The following is a 19734-nucleotide window of genomic DNA, read 5'->3' as shown; positions in this document are numbered from 1 at the left end:
TCGGCATTCGCGAGTACAGCAACCATCAAGCAGAAGCCAGCCTACATGGTGGCAACTTGGTGCTGCCAGCCCGCCAGCTCGCCGCACCAGTTGGGCCGGACAAAACAGCTATGCCGCTTGCGCCTGTCAAACCGCTCACGGCTCGCAGTCATCGGGCAGACCGCTTGCCATGGGCGTTTTTCGGCATTCCCGTCGCTATATCCTGCTCCCAAGGTATTTTGTTCTACGAACTGCCGTTGATGAAATCCGCCCTCCACTCCGTTGTAACCTCCGGCGTCATGTTTACCATGGTCAGCTTAGGAGCGTTGTTTTCTTTAAGCCTGCTATTTTTAAACCGGACTCCCGCTTTTTGGCGGACCATGCTGGGAAGTCTCATTCTCGCTCTCATCTTCTTCGGCATGTCCATGGAATGGACAGTGCCTCTTTATGCCGCATTATTCTTGATCGGCGCAGCGAAGGGCATCATCTTCCCCTCCATAGCCGCGCTGCTCGCTACGGTAACCGACAAAGAACGTTACGGCCGGACATTCTCGGTGCTATCCATCTGCTATTCCGTCGGCGCTTTTTTCGGCCCAATCCTTGCCGGTCAGCTCCGGGATGTGATCTCTCCCTTTTTCCTCGCTTTTCTGGCGCTGATGATCGGATTATCCTTAATGCCCATGAGTAAAAAGGAAGCTGCGCAAACCGCATAACCCCATCATGTTCAGGCTGTTTCCAAAGCTTTTGCCTGAATGACGGTCATTGGGTAAACTAAGCTTGCGGAAGCTTTACTCCCCCGCTTATTTACCTGAGAAACGTCATACCCCAGGAGAACATGCCATGGAACTTGCCATCATTGTAGAAGGAAAAAACGACCGCAGCCGGCTGAAACGCCTTCTACATCCGGATAAAGTACTCATTCTATGTACCTTTGGAACACCCGGAACCGACAAACTAGAAAGGTTGCGAAAAGCCGTAGGCGATTTGCCGGTCTTTATTTTCACGGATAACGATCCCGCCGGAAAAAAGATACGCGGCCTGCTGCGGGACACTTTTCCTGACTCGGAACAGATCTATACGCGCAAAGGCTATGCCGGTGTTGAGGGTACTCCTGAAGAATACTTGGTAGAGCAGCTGGATAAAGCAGGACTCTCCGACTATCTGAACTTGGAATGAACGCTGCGCAAATCAACTGTTGAAAAAGGAAAAAGCTGACCCCACCGGGCCAGCTTTTGTTTCTTAAGGAATAGTTCGTATGATGCGATCAGACAAAAAACGATGCATCGATGATCAGAATAAAGAAGAGAATCGTCAGGTAATTGACGGAGTAAAGGAAAACCTGCTTCGCCCACTGGATTTCATCCTTGGCTTTAAAGCCTTTGACCACGAGGTAAACCCAGATAAGTCCGAGGATTGCTGCAGAAATCATATAAAACATGGAGGTAAGCCCCAGCGGATACAGCAGCATCGAAACCGGAACCAGCGGCACGACATAACGCATCATGCTGATCTTGGTGGTGTGATTCCCCTTCACGACAGGCAGCATCGGGAAGCCGGCTGCCCGGTAGTCTTCAGCGCGGCGAATGCCAAGGGCCCAGAAATGGGGAGGCTGCCACAGAAAAAGAATGCCGAACAGAACAAGAGCGCCAAGACCCATGGAGTGGTTGACGTCCCCTCCAACATAGCCGATGACTGGAGGCACCGCTCCGGAAATCGCCCCAAACACCGTGCACCAGACGGAAGTCCGCTTGAGCCATGCCGTATAAATCCCTACATACACAACCATTCCGATAAGTCCGAGGAAAGAAGCAAGCGGGCTGATCAGCGCCAGTACGATCATTCCGGCGATCCCTAAACTGATGCCGTACCAAAGCACCGTTTGCGGACTGACTTTTCCTGTCGGCAGCGCCCTTCCCTTCGTTCGTGCCATCAACAAATCCAGATCACGATCCAGATAATTATTCAGTACGCAACCTGCAGCCATAACGAGAGCCGTCCCAACTAAGGTATAGAGCAACATCAGCCAGTTGGTGGAACCTCCGGCGTTAGCGGCAATCCAGAACCCTCCAAATGTCGTAATCAGATTGGAAAACAGGATGCCCGGCTTGGTCATATTTATAAAATCCTTTATCGTAACCCGTTCCATCGATGCGGACAGATCCGGGCTGTCTACGAGTTCAACCGCTTCATTTAGCGATAATTCCTTTTTCATGTGATCAATGTCTCCTTCCAGCATAGTTATGGTATTCCCATATCATTCACTGTTTTAACATTACACTTTGATTGGAATCATTACAATGGATTCGCAGATAGATTCGGAATTTTGTAATATTTATCACACTTATCGTTTCCAATTTTTATAAAACGCTGAAAAAATCGGCAGTCACACCTATGGGCGAAAGGCCATATAATGCATGGAAGAAACGGAGAAAACAGCGATTTCGGTAGTTATTGGGGAGAGAGAAGGGAACGGGACATGGCTGTCGTTAAATCCACAGATTCTGATATCGATCAGCTCGCCAGGCTTTTAAGGGCGGAGGCGGAGAGTGAAGGCGATCTTGGCATGCTTATGGTAGGCAACGTTGTGATCAATCGCGCTCTTGCAAACTGTTTGGATTTTAAAAATCTGCGTACGATTCCGGACGTCATTTACCAAAGTCCCGGCGGATTTGAGGCGGTGCAATTCGGATATTTTTATCAACGGCCAAGGGAACGGGAAAGACGGCTAGCCAGACGTGTCGTTAACGGAGAGCGGTTCTATCCCGCCACTAACTCACTGTGGTATTTCAGACCGGAGGCAAACTGCCCCGACCAATGGTTCAATCAAGACTTAACCGGCAGATACAAAAAACATTGCTTCTTCACGCCCACGTATGATGATTGTCCAAATGTGTTTTAACAGCAGAAAAAAATTAGGAAGACGGCTTCAGGATGGATTCCTGCAGGCACTTCCTTTAGGAGGAACTGAAAAATGAATAACGCTTACGATGCAAACAGCTTCACCGGCAATTACGGTTACGGCTACGGCTTTGCACCGGCATTTGCAAGACCCGCTGCTGGTTTCGGCTATCCGGGAGGAATGACGGCAGCGCCGCACACCTTCACACAGCCATCAGCCGGAATGTCCATCACGCCGACGGGAACCGTAAGCCCAACTGCGGCAACCCCAACCACCTTCTCCGAACAATCTCTTGTGGAGAACATTTTACGGCTGAACCTCGGAAAAATCGCTACCTTGTACATGACCTATGAGAACAACGTGGAATGGAACGCAAAAATCTTCAAAGGCAAACTGGAAGCTGCCGGCCGGGACCACATCATCATCAGCGATGTAACGACCGGCAAACGGGTCCTCCTGCTTACCCTCAACCTTGATTACATCACCTTTGACGAGGAACTGAATTACTTCAATACACCAGGGGTCCCGTTGCCCCGCTAAATAAGTGGTAAACGGCTCCCTCCGTCCCAAGTAGCAGCAAAACTTATAAGGTTCTGATGGAAAAAAAACACATAGCCGCATAGCCCGTCCACAGCCCGGAAGCACCGGGCTTTTTGCCGTTCCCGGATAACCCCTTCCATTTTTTTGACTCCATCCTGCATTTGTCTCAGGCAAAAAGGGTAAGGTTTACATAGAAAAGGTAGTGCGTCCGAAATTGGCCAATCCAAGAAAGGAGAGAGCGCATCTTTTCATCATTCAGGCAAGAAAATGGTACAATAATAATCTGGAACCCTTAACGAAATGGAGGGATAAGCGTTGGATACAGGCACACATTTGGTTATCGGCTTAGGGTTAGCCGGTCTTGCGCAGATCGATCCTGCGGTCGCCTCCAGTTCTACGGCAACTCTGGCTGTGCTCATCGGCACCGTACTTGGTTCTCAAGCTCCCGATTCGGACGGTCTTCTTCGCTTCCGCAGTAATGCCGTCTATATACGCAACCATCGCGGAACATCCCACTCGTTCCCGGCTATTTTGCTGTGGACGATTCTCATTACAAGTGTCCTCGGTTTTACCTTTGGCGGGAGCGTCCCCATCCTGCATCTGGGCATGTGGGTGCTTATTGCCGTCTGTTTTCATGTATTCACCGATTTGTTCAATACGTATGGAACCCAGGCGGCTATGCCTTTCTCCCAAAGGTGGATATCCTGGAATATCATTCACATTTTTGATCCGTTTATTTTCTTCTCCCATTTGTTCGCCATATGTCTCTGGGCGCTTCGTGTTGTGCCGCCTGAGAAGCTCTTCCCGTCCCTGTATCTGCTTATTGGCTTTTATTATTTATGGCGCACCCTGCATCATGTTCATCTAGAGCGCTGGGTACAAAAAATAGACACGGATTTCCAAACCGGAGACCGAATCTATTTGCTGCCTACCATAAGTCTGAGCAATTGGAATGTGGTCAAGCGTCGGCAGGACGGCACCTTCGTCATTGGTGAATACCGACGCGATAAGCTGCGCTGGATCGACAAGGTGAGCTGCGCTTGCCATCCGGCTGTGGAAGCCTCCAAATCCCATCCCGATGTCTCGGCGTTCCTTTACTTCTCGTCTTTCGCCTGCGCCGAACTCAAAAAGCTGCCTACCGGATACGAGGTGCGTTGGGCCGATATCCGCTACCGCCACCGTAAACAGTATCCCTTTATCGCCGTTTTGCGGATGGATGACCACTTCGTTCCGCAACATTCGTATGTTGGTTGGAAAAGCGAAGCCCGTCTGGACAAAAAACTGCGCCCGGATATCGTTAAATAGAAAAACCCTTTTTCGGTGGCGAGCCTGCCGAAAAAGGGCAACTACTATCGATAAGAAAGGAGGTGTTAAAAATGAAGCCCATTGCCGCTCTAGCATATTCCATAGTCGGCGTTCTGCTCATGCTGTCGGTTACCTTTGCGATGAGCTTCGAGAAGCCCCTCGTTGCACTTGCTCTAGGCATTGCCGCTATTCTCTATATCGGCGCAGGATTCATCATCAAGGCGAGAATGCAGCGTAAGCTGCCTCCCACCGAGTAAGCGTAACCTGTTCTATAGCTTGAGAAAACCCATCCGCTCTTTGACGAGAGTGAGCATCGGCTCAGCCTTTTCCGCTGCTTGCCCGGCTCCTTTACGCAGCACGTCAAGGTGATAGCCGGATTTTTTGATCTCTACATAACGGTTTTGCAGTGGCTCCAGAACGGCGACGATTTGCTCCGCCAATTCTTTCTTAAACGGGCCGTAGCCAAGACCCTCATATTGCGCTTCGATATCAGCAAGGCTCTTGTTGGTCAATGTGGCGTAGATACTCATCAAGTTGCTGACCTCCGGCTTCGCGGCTGGATCATATTTGACTTCGCGGCCGGAGTCGGTAACGGCTCTGCTTATTTTTTTGCGGATAACGTCAGGCGAGTCCAAAAGGGCAATGTAGCTCCCCGGGTTGGGGTTGCTCTTGCTCATTTTTTTTGACGCGTCATCCAGCGACATGATTCTTGCGCCAACTTGGGGGATAAAGCCTTCAGGCAGTGTGAACGTCTCGCCGAAACGGGTGTTGAAACGATGGGCCAGGTCCCGGGTCAATTCCAAATGCTGCTTCTGGTCCTCGCCAACGGGAACCAGATCCGCATTGTACAGCAGAATGTCCGCCGCCATCAAGGAAGGATAGGTAAACAAACCGGCGCCGATAGATTCTTTACCGGCAGACTTATCCTTAAACTGCGTCATCCGTTCCAACTCTCCCATATAGGTAAGAGTCGTGAGCAGCCATCCCAATTCCGCATGAGCGTGAACTGCTGACTGCAGGAAGATGGTTGATTTCTCCGGATCGACCCCCGCCGCCAGATAGAGACAAGCCACCGATTCCGATTGCTCCCGCAGCGCCGCAGGCTCTTGAGGCACCGTAATAGCATGCAGATCAGCCATCATGTACAGGCAGTGGTAGCTTTCCTGAAGCAGCACGTAGTTTTTGATCGCTCCGATATAATTCCCCAGTGTCAAAAACCCGCTGGGCTGAATGCCCGATAATACTTGTTTCATTGTTTTGACTCCCTTCTCTTCGATTCTTTAACTTTTCCGGATAACCGACGAAAAACAAAAAAGGCCTATCCTCCGCAAGGGACGATAGACCGTGGTGCCACCCTCATTCGCCTGCCCTTTGACTGAAACCGGCAACAAGTACCGGCAACCTGCAAAATGGGCTGACCTCTGATGCGCTCCGGTAACGGGGAGCTTGCCGTTTAAACCTAATAAGCCGGTTCCTTCCACCGATTCATTTTGGGGAATCGGCAAAAAAACCTCCGTTCAGCTTAACACTCCAGGACCCATTGGGCAGACCCGTCACACCGGCTTGCAGCGCCGCCGGCTCTCTGGAGAGACGAGTTCCGCTTACTCTTTCCTGTCATCGCATTCTACTATAAGTGTGCTTTATTATACCGCTTCAAGAGGAAAAGTCAATTCGCCCCGTAGGTCAAGACCAGTTTGCCCGCATCATCTTTCCAGCCGAAGGAAGGAAAGCCTGTCATTATTTTGCCCGCTTCCAAATAACTGTAGCCGCCATCAAGGATAGCTTCTCCCTTTTTAAGTGAGAAATCGCGGGATACACCAGAACTGCTCAGGAGCACATGGGAATCGGCGCCGCCTTCTTTCCACTCCAGCTTGCTGCCGGTTATGGCCGCAGCGAGACGGGAAAGGACATATACTTTACCGTTTTTGCGGACAACGGGAATGGTATCGGCAAAAGTCAGTTCGTTAATGCTCGTGCCGCTATTACTCAAGGTCACTTTGAACTGCTTCACCCCGCCTTGCCGCAGCCCTTCGAATAGCTGCATCGTCGCATCGTCAGAGGTTGTTACATCCGGCTTTATGCCGATATGATCCACTTTGCGATGTTTCGGGGTAAAATATTCATTCGTCGTCACCTTGATCATCCAGTCTGCGGATTGGACGGAATAAAACTGCTGCATGACACCTTTGCCGTAGGTTTGGGTGCCGATCACTTTAGCTACGCCGTAATCTTGCAGAGCCCCTGCCAACATTTCGGAGGCGCTGGCTGTGTAGTGGTTGACCAATATGTAGACCGGAAAATCAACAGATGCCCCTCCGGTGATTTCGCTCTTCGTTTCTACCCCGTTCTGATCCTTGGTGTACATAAATGCGCCATTCGGGATAAAATTAGCGGCGATTTTTTGAGCGGCTTCCACTTCCCCACCGCCGTTGCTGCGCAGATCCACGATCAGCGAGTGAATTCCTTGTTTTTTCAAAGCTGCCAATTTGTCGGTAAATTCCTGAGCAGAACGCTCATTGAAGATAGCCAAAGACAAATAGCCGATCCCGCCGGATAGATACTGCGAACTGGTGACAGGATCATCGATCTTGACGAAAGGAACGTTCAAGGTCATCGTGTCTGTTCCCCGACGAAGCTTCAAAGTTACAACAGAGTCTTCCTTCTGGGCGGAAGCTTTGTCAAAGAGCTCGTTGAAATTGTCGGCGTTCACCGCTGTGCCGTTAACCGTCAGCAAAACGTCACCGATCTTGATCCCCGCCTTTTCAGCTGGAGAATCGGCCAATACGTCTATAATTGTCAAATCTGTTCCGCTGGTATCCACCTGGATTCCGATGCGGTATTCGGATGCATCCAACATGTTGAAAAACTGCTGTGCCTCATCTTCCGAAAAATACTCGGTATACGGATCGTTCAAGGAATCGATCATCCCTTGAATCGCCGCCCGGGTCAGGTCATCTTCCGACGGCCCTTGAAGATGGTAGCTGTGAAGAATCTCCAGAACGTCGTTAATCTTGTCTCCTGAAGCCGTCGAAGCCATTGCAGGAGTTGGCAGCGGCGCAACCAGTAAAGCTGCGGCGCACAGGGCTGCCAGAATCGTTTTCTTCATCCCATTCACAGCGGGTCCCTACTTTCTTCTATTAGAAAAAGTTGAATAAATGATGAACTAACTATAATCTTGCTTCTTCTGCTCCGTCAACCCAAAATTCGCCAAGTTCTGACCATCCATTTTATTCCTAATAATTAAATGAGTATAAATTGTGAAATGGTTCATACTACCTATCACTGGAGGTGATAATCATGGGTGCAGGACAAAGCCGCAGCAGCAACACCCTTGTTGTTCAGCAAGCCAGCTCCGCTCTGGATCAACTTAAATACGAGGTCGCACAAGAGCTGGGTATTCAAATTCCTCAAGATGGCTACTACGGATATATGGCAACCCGGGATACCGGCGCAATCGGGGGCCACATTACCCGCCGTCTCGTGCAAATTGCCGAGCAACAGCTATCTGGCCAATCCGGATTCAGCCGTTAGAAACTACTATTATTACAGCTAAAAAAAAGGGTCCTCCTCGTTTTACCGGGAGGCCCCTTTCTTTACGTTCGGGCTTAGCTACGCAAGTCCGTAAGCCTTTTTCGGCTCATAGTGGGACACCACGTTCGCCATGTTATAGCTGGATTCGAACTGGATGCTTACACACAGCATGTTTTTGCGGACGGCAAACTCATAGTAAATTTCGCCATGGGTCCAATGGCTCTTATAGCGGAGCGAATCCAACGCCATTTGCCGCAATGTCTTCTGCTGGGCGTCCGTCAGGCCGCCTTGTTCAGATTCCAGGCGCCCGTCTCGGCTTTCCAGCGGATTGTGCTTCACGCCGAATTTTCCTATGGTGTTATTGCGGATTTGCACGAACACGCAGCCGGATGCCATGCTGTGCAGCTCACCCCGTATTTCCCGAAAGACAAGCTCAAGCTGCTTCGCAAGTGGAAGCTCTTCGATCATTAATTTCCCTCCTTCCATCGATTAAATTCGCACCTCAAAAGTAGAATATGTAGGTCTTAGCTCCCATTATATGCCTTATCTTTCCCTTTTTCAACATATTTTTACATGTAAAAATAATCCAATAGCAAGTTGATCTCATTAGGCCTTACGATCTGATTGTTTCGTCTGATATCCACCCATGGGCATAGCAGAGAATTCGCGTACATACTCCAATAGTTCCGATATCGCAATCCCCAGCTCTCTGTGAACATCAAGCAATGTACTGCCGGGATGATTAGACAGAAAAGTGCGTACTGAGCGATAGACTTCGTCTTTTTCGTTTTGACATTTTTCGCAATATTTCTTGCTCTGCAGCATCAATCGTCCGCATGATTTACAATTTGACAAATCCATCCACAGTCCCTCCTTATCCGTCATTGCTCTCATTATATTCGGACGATTTTGCCAAATCTTGAGTTTTGCGGACTATCTTTATAGACCAACAAGTGCTGTCATGCTATAATTTGGGCGATTAGATTAAACAAAGTGTGGGGGCTGTCATATGGATTTCCTGACGAAGCAAACGATTCGCAATAAATTGCTGATGGGCTGCTATTCGATTGTTGTCGTATTCGCACTTCTACTGCTGTTTCTTGGTAAGAGCATTGTCGCAAGCGCTATCATTGTCATTGTTTTAGCTGTGGCGGCATTCCCCTTCATCCTGTTTCTGGAAAGACTGTTGACCGAACCGATTGATAATATCTCAAGACTGGCGCAACAAATCGCAAACGGAGACTTTACAAAGAAGCTGAACGTCGAAACCGATGATGCTGTGGGCAAGCTGGCCGGATCCTTTAATAAAATGGCGGAGCGGCTGAAGGAACTGTTAGGCGAGACGGTTACGATTACCCGTCAGGTTGCCGATTCCAGTAAAGACCATTACATAAAGAGCCAAGGTATGAAGGATGTCATGGAACAAGTTTCGATATCCGCCGGAGAACTGGCTTCTGGAGCCAATCAGATTTCCGAGGAAGTCACCCATATCTCTACATCCATAAAAGAAATCGAAACCACAGTCACCACCTACGCCCATTCCACCCGTGAAATGAACGCCAAATCCGAACGGATGGTTGTGCTTGTCGATAAAGGAAGAGCTGCCGTAGAAAGCCAAAGCAGCGGCATGAACCGAAACGTAGAAGCCACCGCTGTCGTTTCCGAAACCGTCACTCAATTAGCTCGTGAAGCGGATGGCATCTCCCGCATCACCCGCACCATTTCAGAGATCGCCGAGCAAACCAACCTGCTCTCCCTCAACGCTTCCATCGAAGCCGCCAGAGCCGGCGAACACGGCAGAGGCTTTGCGGTAGTCGCCCAAGAAGTACGCAAGCTGGCCGAGGAATCCACCACCTCCACGAAAGAGGTATTCAACCTCGTACGCAGCATCGAGAACGGGATACGGGAAGCAATCCGCAACATCCAGGTCAATGAAGAAGTGGTAAAAGCCCAAGAGGATCATATCCGCGAGACGGAGTCGGTGTTCCGGGAAATTGTCGTCAGCATCCAGTTCATCGCTAAAGAAATTGCCCGCTTCGCCACAGAAAGCGATAAGATGCTTGCCCAAGCGCAAGCCATCTCGGAAACGATGCAAAATATCTCCGCCATCACTCAACAGTCTGCAGCAGGAACAGAAGAGGTTTCGGCATCCATGAACGAGCAAATCAGCTCAGTGGATGAGATGGTTCAACGTTCGGAGCAAATGACCCATATCGCTACCCAACTGCAGCGTTCCATCAGCATCTTTAACTTCTAACATCTGACATATAAAAAGGCGGTTCCGGAATGTCACCATCCGGACCGCCTTTTTTGTTGCCGATTGCTTACTCTTCTTCCGTCAATTCAAGGAACAGCTCTACATCACGGATTGAGATATCCACCGCTTGCTGCCAGAAATCCGGTTCTTCCAGGTTGACTCCAAGGTGTTTCTTCGCCAGATCCTCAACGGTCATAACTGCCGTATCACGAAGCAGCGCGATGTATTTGTCCTCGAAGGCACTTCCCTCCCGCTGGGCGGATGCATAAATGCCCGAACTGAACAGGAATCCGAAGGTATAAGGGAAATTGTAAAAAGGTACATCGGTCGAATAGAAGTGCAGTTTGGCTGCCCAGAAATGCGGGTGATACTCGCTCAAACTGTCCCGATAGGCTTTCTTCTGGGCGTCAACCATCAATTCGTTCAAACGCTCAACGCTGACCAGTCCATTTTCCCGCTCCGCATAAAAGGCGGTTTCGAAGATGAAGCGGGCGTGGATGTTCATGAAGAAAGCGACAGCGTTCTGGATTTTCACTTCCAAAAGCGCGATTTTTTCTTCCTTGGAGCCGGCGCTGTTAATCGCCGCATCGCTGACGATCGTTTCAGCAAAGGTGGAAGCCGTCTCGGCGACATTCATTGCGTAATCCTGAGCAAAAGCAGGCAGTCCATCCATAACGTGCTGATGATAGCCATGCCCCAGCTCATGCGCAAGAGTGGAGACGTTATCCGAGGTGCCGCTGTAAGTCATGAAAATTCTCGTCTCATTTTTGATCGGGAAGGACGTACAGAAGCCTCCGGGGCGCTTGCCAGGGCGGTCTTCCGCTTCTACCCAGCGGTTCTCAATAGCGAGAGCCGCGAAATCGGCCATTTTCGGACTAAAGGTACGGAAATGATTGACGATGAATTCCGCGCCTTCCTCATAGCTGATCTTCGTCTCGGAATCTCCTACAGGAGCGGTTACGTCATGCCACGCGAGCTTGTCGACACCAAGCAGCTTCGCTTTGCGTTTAAAGTAAGCGAGCAGAAAATCCTTGTTCCGGTCGATGACATCCCACATCGTATTCAAGGTTTTTTCCGTCATCCGGTTTATGGCAAGAGGCTCTTTATGAACGGAGGACCAGCCTCTAGCCCGGTACAACCGCAAACGAAAGCCCGCCAAATAGTTCAAGGCGTCGGCGCAAAGATCGGAATTCTCCTGCCAAGCTTCCTCCCATTTGTTGAACATGATCTTGCGTTCTTCACGATCTGGAGTATGTAGCTTATTGAACGCCTGTCCGGCAGACAAAAGGCTTTCCTCGCCGGAAGCATCCGTTGAAGGAATACGAATGCGGGAAACTGCGGTATTATACGCTTCCCCCCAGCTGTGATAGCCGTCTACCGCCAGATCAGCCGCTAATGCTTCCAACTCCGGAGCCATTTTCTCTTTTGCTGCCTCTCTGCGTTCTGTGAGAGAAAAGGAGATGCTGTGCCAAGGTTCTTTTTCAAGAATGGCAGCGAATACGGCTTCCGGAATACCCGACAGGTAACGATCCAACTGAGTCATAATCGCCTGATATTTGGCAGCATTGTCCTTTACTTGCGCATACAACTGCACCGCCTTGCGATCAGATTGGCTTTGAGCCACTAAGCATTCGGTGAAGGCTCCGGCTTCAAGCAGCATCCGCCCAATTTCCTGCAGCTCTGTCAACATCCAACTGTCCGCTTCGGCTTCGGCTACATTTTGTGGAGATTTCATTTCCGTGAGCTTCGCTTGCAAGGCGTTAATCCGCTGGCGGGTTGAGTCCAGAAAAGCGGAAAATGCGGGGGATTCACTGCCGCCGGCAAAGATCGAATCCAGATCCCAGGTCAAATCCAATGATTTACTCATGTTCACCACTCCTTTTTATTGAAGATAGCATACTCTTATGCAATAATACAGAAATCACGACGATCGGTTCCGATCGACCATGAAAGGTTGGTGCTTTTAAATGAAACCTTTGCAAATCTCGCCGGATACCGCCATTAAGCTGGCGAAGGCGCTCCACGTCCCCATCGAGCAGCTTATGCACATGCCCCCGCATATCTTGATGCAGAAGCTTGCTGAGCTTAGCAAACAGGAAGCGGAAAACGGTCAAAAAACCGAAGCCGATCAGGAATAGCCTCATGATCCCTTTCAATCAAGCTCTGCCTTATGAAACCATCAGCCGGGACATCTATGTGCGGGAATGCCCTTTTTGCTCGGCTGAAAATATTTTGCTTCCCTTGCGCAAGGACGAGCTGCCTGAAATTCACGACGGCAAAAAGAAGCTCCTCGTTTTCCCATGCTGCCAAAACAAAACCAAACTGATCGATGCCGATGCCGATTATCTTTTGACAGATAGGCCGCTCGTCCGTAGAAAATAAAAATTGGGACTAAGGCTCCTGCATCTTTATTCCTATAACCCAATCGGGTATACTTGAGAGAGTTCTTCAACGGCTTACAATTTATGGTAAACGAGTGGTCTTCATGCACGAATTATTCGTTGTTTTTGCAGAAGCTTGCACTTTGGTAACCATGGGTTATTTTTCAATCCGAATCCAGACTAAAGTCGAGTTTTACGAAAAAATAGCCATACCGCTGCTTACGGGAATCTCATCCTTACTTGTGCTGATTGAACCGAATGCGGGCAGTCATTTCTGGGGGGACTTTTGTTTTATCCCGATTCTTTTAGCTGGCTTGCGCTATGGACTTCCTTGCAGCCTGCTCTCCACCCTGATCCCCGCCGCCTATCTCCTCATCGTGGGAGAAACAGGATGGCTGCAGATGATCATCCTTGATCTGCTCATTCCTGCAGGAATCAGCGCCATTTTCTACAAGCCCACTTATCGCGGACGGTATGTCTCCATTCCATTGAGAAATGGCGTCATCATAAGCGTCCTCTTTTTCATGATCCATGTCGCCAACCAGTTTGCCTCCGATTGGAAAATCCACTTCGATCTTCTATCCGATATGCTGTTCCAATTTTGCTTCGTTGCTGCCACCCTATCCGTCCTCATCGGAATGATCAACGATGACAGCAGGTCGTGGATGACTCGTCGAAAACTGGAGATGCAGGCCAATCAAGACGGCTTGACTAAACTCCCCAATCTGCGCAGCTTTATGAATATTGCCCGCAACGCCGTTTGGGATGACACCATGTCGATCCTCATGATCGATATCGATAACTTTAAAAACTACAACGATACCCTCGGCCATCTGCAAGGCGATGTTTTGCTGCGTGAAGTTGGCTACGTGCTCAAAAACGCCATTGGGTCAAAAGATTATATTGCCCGTTATGGAGGCGAGGAGTTTATCGTTCTTTGTCATACCCGGGATAACGGTGCGCTGAGAAAGCTGGCAGGGAATCTATGTTCATCTGTGTCCAATCAGCCTTTTCCTCACCGGGAAGTTCAGCCTGGGCAATGCATTACCATTTCCGTCGGAATATCAGCTTCATGCAGTAGCGCTCTAGAAATCCAGGATTTGATCGCTGAAGCGGATGCCGCCCTCTACTTGTCCAAAACCACCGGTAAAAACAAGTATTCTTTCTATACGGAGCTGTCCAGCGCATAGGAGCGCCAGGCCCGTCTCGTAAGAAGTGCCAAAAGGACTATCCATGCTTCTTCGCTTCGTTTTTCATTTCCTCGGGCAATTCTATTTGCGCAGCCAACATATCTTCCCGAGTGACTTTCCATTGATCGCGGCTTGCCCGGATCATGGCGGCATCAATGATATTCTTATCGTTAATTACTCTTGAGAACCAACGCACCGCCTCATTGTATCGGCCTAATCTCCGGTTCAATTCACCCATCAAGTACATCAGCCTGGCATTATCGACGCTGATTCCTTCCAGCTCATACACTCGTACATAACTGTCAAGGGCATGCTCCAGAAATCTCTCTTCCTGCTTTTTATTACCCGCATCCCGATAAAGCCAAGCAATATGATGAAGAAGGCCGGCGACAACCCGGTCTTTTTCATTTTTAATTTGAGCGCTGAGAAGCGCCAATTGATACGTATGCAGCGCGTCATCCCAATTCCGTTCTCCGCCATAATCGTGGCCCGTCCAGTTTTTGACGACTTTCAATTCGAAGGAGGTACGAATGACCGGAGCCAAACCTTTGGAAAAGTTCTCCGTGAAAGCATACCCGCAATTCGGGCATACCGTAACCACGTAGTAATCCGGATTCACTCCTTTGTAGCGCATGTAAAAGTCTGTATCTGTAAAATGCGCCTTTTTCAAACTGTGACGTACACGAGACGTGTGGAAAGACGTTTCGCAATAATCGCACTTCGCTGTGATCAGGTATAAGGGTTCCAACTTCAGTTCTTCCATTCCATCTGTTCCCTTCTTTACTCGGGTGTGTTGATAAAATGATGGGCCGGGGCGCTCAATCGCTCCATTACGATTCTGCTGAGTTCCGGATCCATGCCTGTTTCGGCAAGAGCCTGAGACATGCAGCGCAGCCAAGCCTGAGAAAGCTTCAGAGTAAGCGGAATGTGCATATGGCGCGCTCTCATCATCGGGTGTCCGTACTCTTCCGTATAAAGGGCCGGCCCGCCAAAAAACTGGGTCAAGAACATGAACTGCTTTTCTTGAACAGGGCGAATATCAGCCGGGAAATGCGGTCCCAGATCAGGATCTGCCACGACGATGGGATAGAAAACTTCCACCAGGCGGCGTATGCCGGCTTCCCCGCCCATCGCTTCATAGAGCGTCAAATTAACCATGCTCCATCCGTCTCTCCTTTGATGTCCGTTTGGTTATGTATAGGCTTCCATATTGTATCACATGGGCGTTAAAAGTTCAGTAAAGGGAATGTCCGCCTTTTCCCTGTCATAGGCTGATTTATAGACTTGTCTACATGGAAATGATTACATGAAAAGGATGGGATGAGACTTGGGCATCCATGCGCTGAAACGGCTCCCATGGACGGCTGGATTTGCCGTATTCGCCGCAGTCATCCTGCTGATCTATCCTGCACAAGGATTGGAAGCGGCAGCCAAAGGGGTAGCCATATGGTGGGACGTTTTGTTCCCCGCCTTGTTTCCTTTTTTTCTGCTGTCGGAAATGCTCCTTGGCTTTGGTGTCGTCCATTTCATCGGTACGCTGCTTGACCCGCTCATGCGCCCGTTGTTCCGCATCCCCGGGATCGGCGGTTTCGTCATGGCCATGAGCTTTGCATCCGGTTACCCGATCGGGGCAAAACTAACCGCACAGCTTTGGGAAGAGGGGCTGATCAGCAGGGACGAAGGGGAACGCCTCGTTGCCTTTACCACATCCTCCGATCCGATCTTTCTCATTGGCGCCGTATCCGTAGGCTTCTTTGGAGATGTGCGCGTCGCTCTTATTCTGGCGGCCGCTCATTACGGTTCCGCGCTCTTGCTCGGTTTGATCATGAGATTCCATGGCAAACCGGAAAACGATACCCCGCCGCTTACTGCGGCAAAATTTAAAGGGACAGCGCTGAGGCGTTCGTTTGCAGCCATGCACAAAGCCCGTCTGCGAGATGGGCGACCTCTGGGACAAATGCTGCGGCAAGCGATCGGCTCATCCTTACAGCTAGTCTTTGTCGTCGGGGCGTTGGTTGTTTTTTTCGCGACGCTGATGAAATCAATGGAGCTTAGCGGCGTGCTTACGCTGCTGGATCGACCTATCCAATGGCTGCTGACAGCCGCAGGGGTACCCCATTCATTATCCACCTCCTTCGTCAATGGTATTTTCGAGGTAACCTTAGGCGCAAAAGAAGCTGGTCTCGCCAGTGTTCCCCTCCTTAACAAGCTGACTGCTGCTGTATTCGTGCTGTCTTGGGGCGGGCTTTCCGTCCACGCGCAAATCGTCAGTTTGCTGCATAAAACCAATATGCGCTATGCCCCTTTCCTTGTGGCGCGTTTGCTGCACTGCGTGATGGCCATCGTCTTGCTTTTTATCCTTTGGCCTATTCTCGCTCCCGCCTCAAAAGTCGCCAATGCCTTCCATGATTCTGCCTTCATTGAAACCTTTCTATACAGGGGGGCACAAAACCTGCCGATATCTCCTGCAGCGCTGGAATGGAGCCGGGGTTTCCCCCTTTCCCTGCTCATGGCAGGGGGCATTTTGGCGGTTCTACTCCTGTGCGGTATTTTGCAATGGTTTTCCAAAAAGTTGTATAATGATCTATAAGAAAAACGTCTATCGACGTACATTTAAAGAAGCCAGACCGCTTATAAAGGTAGTTTTTCTTGCGATTTCAGGAAGCTTCTACGTCGAGGTTTATCCTTTCTGAAATCGTAAAAACGCGCTTTTTTTCCTCGCCACGATCATCTGAAGAAAGAGAGGTGTTCCTTACGGATGAAGCCCGTACCTGAGAAATTCCGGAAGCTGGCTGACTTAGCTTACAACCTGTGGTTCGGTTGGAATGATGACGCAATCCGCCTTTTTCAAAGCATTCATCCTGACAAATGGGAGCAAGGCAATCACAATCCCGTGAGCTTGCTCTCCGATACGACACCTGAGGATTGGAACCGCCTGGCGGGGGATAAGGTATTTGCCGCCTTATACGAAAGCGTTGTTGCCAAATGGGAGAGCCAATTGTCGGCAAAAACATGGTTCAGTACCCATTACCCGGATCACCGGGATGAAAAGATCGCCTATTTTTCCGCCGAATTCGGTTTTCATGAATCCCTGCCCATTTATTCGGGCGGCCTTGGCGTTCTCGCCGGCGACCATCTGAAATCCGCTAGTGATTTGGGGCTGCCTTTGATCGGTATTGGGCTGCTGTACAAGAAAGGGTACTTTCGCCAACGTCTCGATTCGTCAGGAAGCCAAATGGCTGAGCGCGTCGACAGTGATTTCAGCCGGATTCCCATCAAACCGGTGCTCATCGACGGCAAAGAAGCCATCGTGACCGTGGACATTAATCAAGACTCAGTCAAGCTGAAGATATGGAAAGTGCAAATCGGCCGCAATCCCCTTTACTTGCTGGATTCGGACGTAGAGGGCAACTCGGGAAGAGCACGGGAGATCACCTCCCAACTCTACGGCGGCGGTCAAGATATGCGGATCGCTCAAGAAATCGCACTCGGGATCGGCGGCGTCAAAGCACTGAGGGCGCTGGGGATTGCTCCTTCCGTCTATCACATCAACGAGGGGCATGCCGCCTTTCTCTCTCTGGAGCGCATGCGGGAATATGTGCATAGCGGCGTTCCTTTTGAAACGGCCTTGGAGCTTATCCGTGCCAGCACGGTGTTCACTACCCATACGCCGGTACCGGCAGGCCATGACGCCTTCTCCATGGACCTGTTAGATAAATATTTAGACCCGCTTTTGAGCCAGCTTGTTTATGAACGAGAGCGAGTGATCGGTTTAGGCTTCGATCAGGCAAAAAACCTGTTCAACATGACTTTTCTCGCTATGAACTCAGCGTCAATGCGCAATGGCGTCAGCAAGCTGCACGGTCATGTCTCGCGAATGATGTTCCGGGCTTTCCATGGTAATATCGAGGTGGATGACGTGCCCATCGGCCACGTAACCAATGGCATTCATTTAGAATCGTGGACAGCTCCCGAACTGTTGGAGCAGTTTAATCAGGTGTTTCCGTCCGATTGGCAGGAGCGTCAGGCATCTCCGGAAGTATGGGATTCCCTCGACAGATTAACCAATTCATCCTTATGGGAAACCCATCACAAGCTGAAGGAAAAATTAGTCCAATTCGCCCGGCAAAACCAACGGGAGCAGAGACGGCGAAACGGCGAGTCTGCGGAGCGTATTCGCGAGACGGATACCTATCTGAACGCGGATGTTCTGACCATCGGGTTTGCTCGGCGCTTTGCCACTTATAAGCGCGCCAACCTGCTGTTCAAGGATTTGGACCGTCTGAACCGCATCGTCAATCATCCTAGTCGGCCTGTCCAGTTTATTTTCGCCGGAAAGGCTCACCCTGCGGATATTCCCGGACAGGATCTCATCCGGGAAATCTACCGGGTCTCGCAATTGAATAAATTCCGCGGTAAAATCATCCTGTTGGAAAATTACGATATCAATCTAGCCCGATACTTAGTGCAAGGCGTCGATGTATGGCTGAATAATCCGCTCCGTCCGCTGGAAGCAAGCGGAACAAGCGGACAGAAAGCGGCGATGAACGGCGTCCTTAACTTCAGCGTCCTGGATGGCTGGTGGGAAGAGGGCTATAATGGCTCGAACGGATGGGCTATCGAATCCGATCCAAACGCCAACTGGCAGGAGCAGGAGCAGCAAAACGCAGAATCCCTTTACGGAAATCTGGAAGATAAAATCGCACCTCTCTATTACAGTCCGGGCGCGTTTCCAGAGGCATGGACGGAAGCGATGAAACGCAGTATCCGTACCTTGGCTCCAGAGTACAACACTCATCGGATGGTGCAAAATTACGCGGACACCTTTTACGTCCCCTCCATGGACCGGTTCCAGCTGTTCCAGAAGAACCGCAATGCCGCCGCGGCCGCACTGGCCGGCTTTAAGATGATGATCCGCCATCAATGGAACCATGTGCGGGTGGTCAACGTAACGGATGAGCTTAGAGATTGGGCCCTTCCGGATATGAAGGAAGTCAAGGTGGATGTCACGTTTGGGGATACCATCCGTCCCCTGGATGTCGCCGTTGAAATCGTTTATTATGCCGACAATCCCCAAGGCGTATGGGAGCCTATTCATGTTCCGCTCTCAGAGGAAAAAACGATCGGCGCCGGACTTGTCCGTTACCATGGGCAAATCCCTTCCCATCTCGTCCATATTCAGCATTACTCGGTCCGTATCCGTCCGACCCATCCCTTATTCGCCCATCGCTTCGAGGTCCCTCAGTTTTTTACGACAGTGCCTGGATAAGAGATTGGAGCAAGTCAGGCGATACCTGCCGGCATCAAGGAGGAACCCTTTTTGAAATATGCAGTCATTGACCGCGGAGACGCGGTATCCACCCAGCTCCATCAGCGTTTCAATCAATTGGCGCAATCGCTAAATATGGAACTTGACGAGGACAAACCGGAAATCGTCCTGTCCATCGGTGGCGACGGCACCATGCTCCAGGCATTCCACCGATACGAGCATCGCCTTGACGACATATCCTTCGTCGGGATGCACACCGGCCGGCTTGGCTTTTTTGCCGATTGGATACCCGAAGAACTGGAACAGTTGGCGCAGGTGATGGCGGCTACGCAAAAGGACAATGTCATGAAGTGCGTCACCTACCCTCTTGTGGAAATCGAAAT

General features: G+C 50.2%; 22 protein-coding genes. 14 read left to right on the top strand and 8 right to left on the bottom strand.

Annotation, left to right across the window (positions count from 1 at the left end):
* Both TJ79_RS24145 and TJ79_RS24140 read left to right on the top strand, forming a co-directional pair.
* Nucleotides 1–692, top strand: a 692-nt coding sequence (locus TJ79_RS24145; protein WP_155988022.1) for an MFS transporter, incomplete at its 5' end; no start/stop codon positions are given.
* A 127-nt stretch (nucleotides 693–819) separates the two neighbouring features.
* Nucleotides 820–1155, top strand: coding sequence for a toprim domain-containing protein (locus tag TJ79_RS24140; protein WP_040952906.1), 336 nt, complete (start codon nucleotides 820–822; stop codon nucleotides 1153–1155).
* 88 nt (nucleotides 1156–1243) lie between these two features.
* On the opposite strand, the gene cyoE is transcribed toward TJ79_RS24140, so the two are convergent.
* Nucleotides 1244–2191, bottom strand: a complete 948-nt coding sequence (gene cyoE / locus TJ79_RS24135; protein WP_040952905.1) for a heme o synthase — start codon at nucleotides 2189–2191, stop codon at nucleotides 1244–1246.
* A 264-nt stretch (nucleotides 2192–2455) separates the two neighbouring features.
* Here cyoE and TJ79_RS24130 point away from each other — a divergent pair, with 264 nt between their 5' ends.
* The 4 genes from TJ79_RS24130 to TJ79_RS24115 all read left to right on the top strand — a co-directional run bounded on the left by TJ79_RS24130 (nucleotide 2456) and on the right by TJ79_RS24115 (nucleotide 4980).
* A complete protein-coding gene (locus TJ79_RS24130; protein WP_040952904.1) occupies nucleotides 2456–2878 on the top strand; it encodes a cell wall hydrolase in 423 nt (140 codons plus the stop codon).
* A gap of 72 nt (nucleotides 2879–2950) precedes the next feature.
* The gene (gerQ, locus tag TJ79_RS26375) at nucleotides 2951–3418 is read left to right on the top strand and encodes a spore coat protein GerQ (protein ID WP_052339948.1); all 468 of its coding nucleotides are present in this window, start codon (nucleotides 2951–2953) and stop codon (nucleotides 3416–3418) included.
* 315 nt (nucleotides 3419–3733) lie between these two features.
* Nucleotides 3734–4723 carry a metal-dependent hydrolase gene (locus tag TJ79_RS24120; protein WP_040952903.1) on the top strand — a complete coding sequence of 330 codons (990 nt, stop codon included), beginning with the start codon at nucleotides 3734–3736 and terminating at the stop codon, nucleotides 4721–4723.
* A 71-nt stretch (nucleotides 4724–4794) separates the two neighbouring features.
* A complete protein-coding gene (locus TJ79_RS24115; protein WP_040952902.1) occupies nucleotides 4795–4980 on the top strand; it encodes a DUF5325 family protein in 186 nt (61 codons plus the stop codon).
* A gap of 12 nt (nucleotides 4981–4992) precedes the next feature.
* Here the strand turns inward: TJ79_RS24115 and trpS are convergent, their stop codons facing one another.
* Both trpS and TJ79_RS24105 read right to left on the bottom strand, forming a co-directional pair.
* On the bottom strand, nucleotides 4993–5976 hold the full coding sequence (trpS, locus tag TJ79_RS24110) for a tryptophan--tRNA ligase (protein ID WP_040952901.1): 984 nt from the start codon (nucleotides 5974–5976) through the stop codon (nucleotides 4993–4995).
* Between the two features lie 413 nt (nucleotides 5977–6389).
* Complete coding sequence (locus TJ79_RS24105; RefSeq protein ID WP_040952900.1) at nucleotides 6390–7829, bottom strand: S41 family peptidase; 1440 nt, start codon at nucleotides 7827–7829, stop codon at nucleotides 6390–6392.
* Between the two features lie 191 nt (nucleotides 7830–8020).
* Here TJ79_RS24105 and TJ79_RS24100 point away from each other — a divergent pair, with 191 nt between their 5' ends.
* Nucleotides 8021–8254 carry an alpha/beta-type small acid-soluble spore protein gene (locus TJ79_RS24100; RefSeq protein ID WP_040952899.1) on the top strand — a complete coding sequence of 78 codons (234 nt, stop codon included), beginning with the start codon at nucleotides 8021–8023 and terminating at the stop codon, nucleotides 8252–8254.
* A 78-nt stretch (nucleotides 8255–8332) separates the two neighbouring features.
* Here TJ79_RS24100 and TJ79_RS24095 read toward each other — a convergent pair whose 3' ends face one another.
* Both TJ79_RS24095 and TJ79_RS24090 read right to left on the bottom strand, forming a co-directional pair.
* Complete coding sequence (locus TJ79_RS24095; protein WP_238323133.1) at nucleotides 8333–8722, bottom strand: O-methyltransferase; 390 nt, start codon at nucleotides 8720–8722, stop codon at nucleotides 8333–8335.
* A 138-nt stretch (nucleotides 8723–8860) separates the two neighbouring features.
* Nucleotides 8861–9115, bottom strand: coding sequence for a hypothetical protein (locus TJ79_RS24090; RefSeq protein ID WP_040952897.1), 255 nt, complete (start codon nucleotides 9113–9115; stop codon nucleotides 8861–8863).
* A 148-nt stretch (nucleotides 9116–9263) separates the two neighbouring features.
* Between TJ79_RS24090 and TJ79_RS24085 the strand changes: the two genes are divergently transcribed.
* Nucleotides 9264–10511 (top strand): methyl-accepting chemotaxis protein, encoded by a 1248-nt coding sequence (locus TJ79_RS24085; RefSeq protein ID WP_040952896.1) that lies wholly within the window; start codon nucleotides 9264–9266, stop codon nucleotides 10509–10511.
* A gap of 67 nt (nucleotides 10512–10578) precedes the next feature.
* Here TJ79_RS24085 and TJ79_RS24080 read toward each other — a convergent pair whose 3' ends face one another.
* Complete coding sequence (locus tag TJ79_RS24080) at nucleotides 10579–12378, bottom strand: M3 family oligoendopeptidase (protein WP_040952895.1); 1800 nt, start codon at nucleotides 12376–12378, stop codon at nucleotides 10579–10581.
* 100 nt (nucleotides 12379–12478) lie between these two features.
* Between TJ79_RS24080 and TJ79_RS26975 the strand changes: the two genes are divergently transcribed.
* The 3 genes from TJ79_RS26975 (at nucleotide 12479) to TJ79_RS24070 (ending at nucleotide 14082) form a co-directional block, all read left to right on the top strand.
* Nucleotides 12479–12649, top strand: a complete 171-nt coding sequence (locus TJ79_RS26975) for a YycC family protein (protein ID WP_081757132.1) — start codon at nucleotides 12479–12481, stop codon at nucleotides 12647–12649.
* A 4-nt stretch (nucleotides 12650–12653) separates the two neighbouring features.
* Nucleotides 12654–12893, top strand: a complete 240-nt coding sequence (locus TJ79_RS24075) for a hypothetical protein (protein ID WP_040952894.1) — start codon at nucleotides 12654–12656, stop codon at nucleotides 12891–12893.
* 151 nt (nucleotides 12894–13044) lie between these two features.
* Nucleotides 13045–14082, top strand: coding sequence for a GGDEF domain-containing protein (locus tag TJ79_RS24070; RefSeq protein ID WP_238323132.1), 1038 nt, complete (start codon nucleotides 13045–13047; stop codon nucleotides 14080–14082).
* 37 nt (nucleotides 14083–14119) lie between these two features.
* Here TJ79_RS24070 and TJ79_RS24065 read toward each other — a convergent pair whose 3' ends face one another.
* Nucleotides 14120–14836, bottom strand: coding sequence for a DUF2225 domain-containing protein (locus TJ79_RS24065; RefSeq protein ID WP_202903367.1), 717 nt, complete (start codon nucleotides 14834–14836; stop codon nucleotides 14120–14122).
* 26 nt (nucleotides 14837–14862) lie between these two features.
* A complete protein-coding gene (locus TJ79_RS24060) occupies nucleotides 14863–15240 on the bottom strand; it encodes a globin domain-containing protein (protein ID WP_040952891.1) in 378 nt (125 codons plus the stop codon).
* Nucleotides 15241–15409: 169 nt separating this feature from the next.
* On the opposite strand from TJ79_RS24060, the gene ylbJ reads away from it, so the two are divergent.
* The 3 genes from ylbJ to TJ79_RS24045 all read left to right on the top strand — a co-directional run.
* Nucleotides 15410–16672: a sporulation integral membrane protein YlbJ gene (gene ylbJ / locus TJ79_RS24055; protein ID WP_052339946.1), complete on the top strand. Its 1263-nt coding sequence runs from the start codon at nucleotides 15410–15412 to the stop codon at nucleotides 16670–16672.
* A 168-nt stretch (nucleotides 16673–16840) separates the two neighbouring features.
* On the top strand, nucleotides 16841–19351 hold the full coding sequence (gene glgP, locus TJ79_RS24050; RefSeq protein WP_040952890.1) for an alpha-glucan family phosphorylase: 2511 nt from the start codon (nucleotides 16841–16843) through the stop codon (nucleotides 19349–19351).
* Between the two features lie 51 nt (nucleotides 19352–19402).
* On the top strand, nucleotides 19403–19734 hold a 332-nt coding region (locus TJ79_RS24045; RefSeq protein WP_040952889.1), incomplete at its 3' end, for an NAD(+)/NADH kinase.

Origin of the sequence: Gorillibacterium massiliense (assembly GCF_000455485.1) — a bacterium.
Lineage (GTDB): Bacteria > Bacillota > Bacilli > Paenibacillales > NBRC-103111 > Gorillibacterium > Gorillibacterium massiliense.
The sequence above is the reverse complement of the archived record's forward strand: the minus strand, read 5'-3'. Positions and strand labels throughout refer to the sequence as shown.

Coding starts and splice junctions, on each gene's coding strand:
- TJ79_RS24070 (WP_238323132.1), top strand. CDS start 13,045: ATGGGTTATTTTTCAATCCGAATCCAGACTAAAGTCGAGTTTTACGAA.
- glgP (WP_040952890.1), top strand. CDS start 16,841: ATGAAGCCCGTACCTGAGAAATTCCGGAAGCTGGCTGACTTAGCTTAC.
- TJ79_RS24130 (WP_040952904.1), top strand. CDS start 2,456: ATGGCTGTCGTTAAATCCACAGATTCTGATATCGATCAGCTCGCCAGG.
- gerQ (WP_052339948.1), top strand. CDS start 2,951: ATGAATAACGCTTACGATGCAAACAGCTTCACCGGCAATTACGGTTAC.
- TJ79_RS24095 (WP_238323133.1), bottom strand. CDS start 8,722: ATGATCGAAGAGCTTCCACTTGCGAAGCAGCTTGAGCTTGTCTTTCGG.
- TJ79_RS24080 (WP_040952895.1), bottom strand. CDS start 12,378: ATGAGTAAATCATTGGATTTGACCTGGGATCTGGATTCGATCTTTGCC.
- cyoE (WP_040952905.1), bottom strand. CDS start 2,191: ATGAAAAAGGAATTATCGCTAAATGAAGCGGTTGAACTCGTAGACAGC.
- TJ79_RS24085 (WP_040952896.1), top strand. CDS start 9,264: ATGGATTTCCTGACGAAGCAAACGATTCGCAATAAATTGCTGATGGGC.
- TJ79_RS24105 (WP_040952900.1), bottom strand. CDS start 7,829: ATGAAGAAAACGATTCTGGCAGCCCTGTGCGCCGCAGCTTTACTGGTT.
- TJ79_RS24090 (WP_040952897.1), bottom strand. CDS start 9,115: ATGGATTTGTCAAATTGTAAATCATGCGGACGATTGATGCTGCAGAGC.
- TJ79_RS24060 (WP_040952891.1), bottom strand. CDS start 15,240: ATGGTTAATTTGACGCTCTATGAAGCGATGGGCGGGGAAGCCGGCATA.
- TJ79_RS24100 (WP_040952899.1), top strand. CDS start 8,021: ATGGGTGCAGGACAAAGCCGCAGCAGCAACACCCTTGTTGTTCAGCAA.
- TJ79_RS24115 (WP_040952902.1), top strand. CDS start 4,795: ATGAAGCCCATTGCCGCTCTAGCATATTCCATAGTCGGCGTTCTGCTC.
- TJ79_RS24140 (WP_040952906.1), top strand. CDS start 820: ATGGAACTTGCCATCATTGTAGAAGGAAAAAACGACCGCAGCCGGCTG.
- TJ79_RS24075 (WP_040952894.1), top strand. CDS start 12,654: ATGATCCCTTTCAATCAAGCTCTGCCTTATGAAACCATCAGCCGGGAC.
- TJ79_RS26975 (WP_081757132.1), top strand. CDS start 12,479: ATGAAACCTTTGCAAATCTCGCCGGATACCGCCATTAAGCTGGCGAAG.
- trpS (WP_040952901.1), bottom strand. CDS start 5,976: ATGAAACAAGTATTATCGGGCATTCAGCCCAGCGGGTTTTTGACACTG.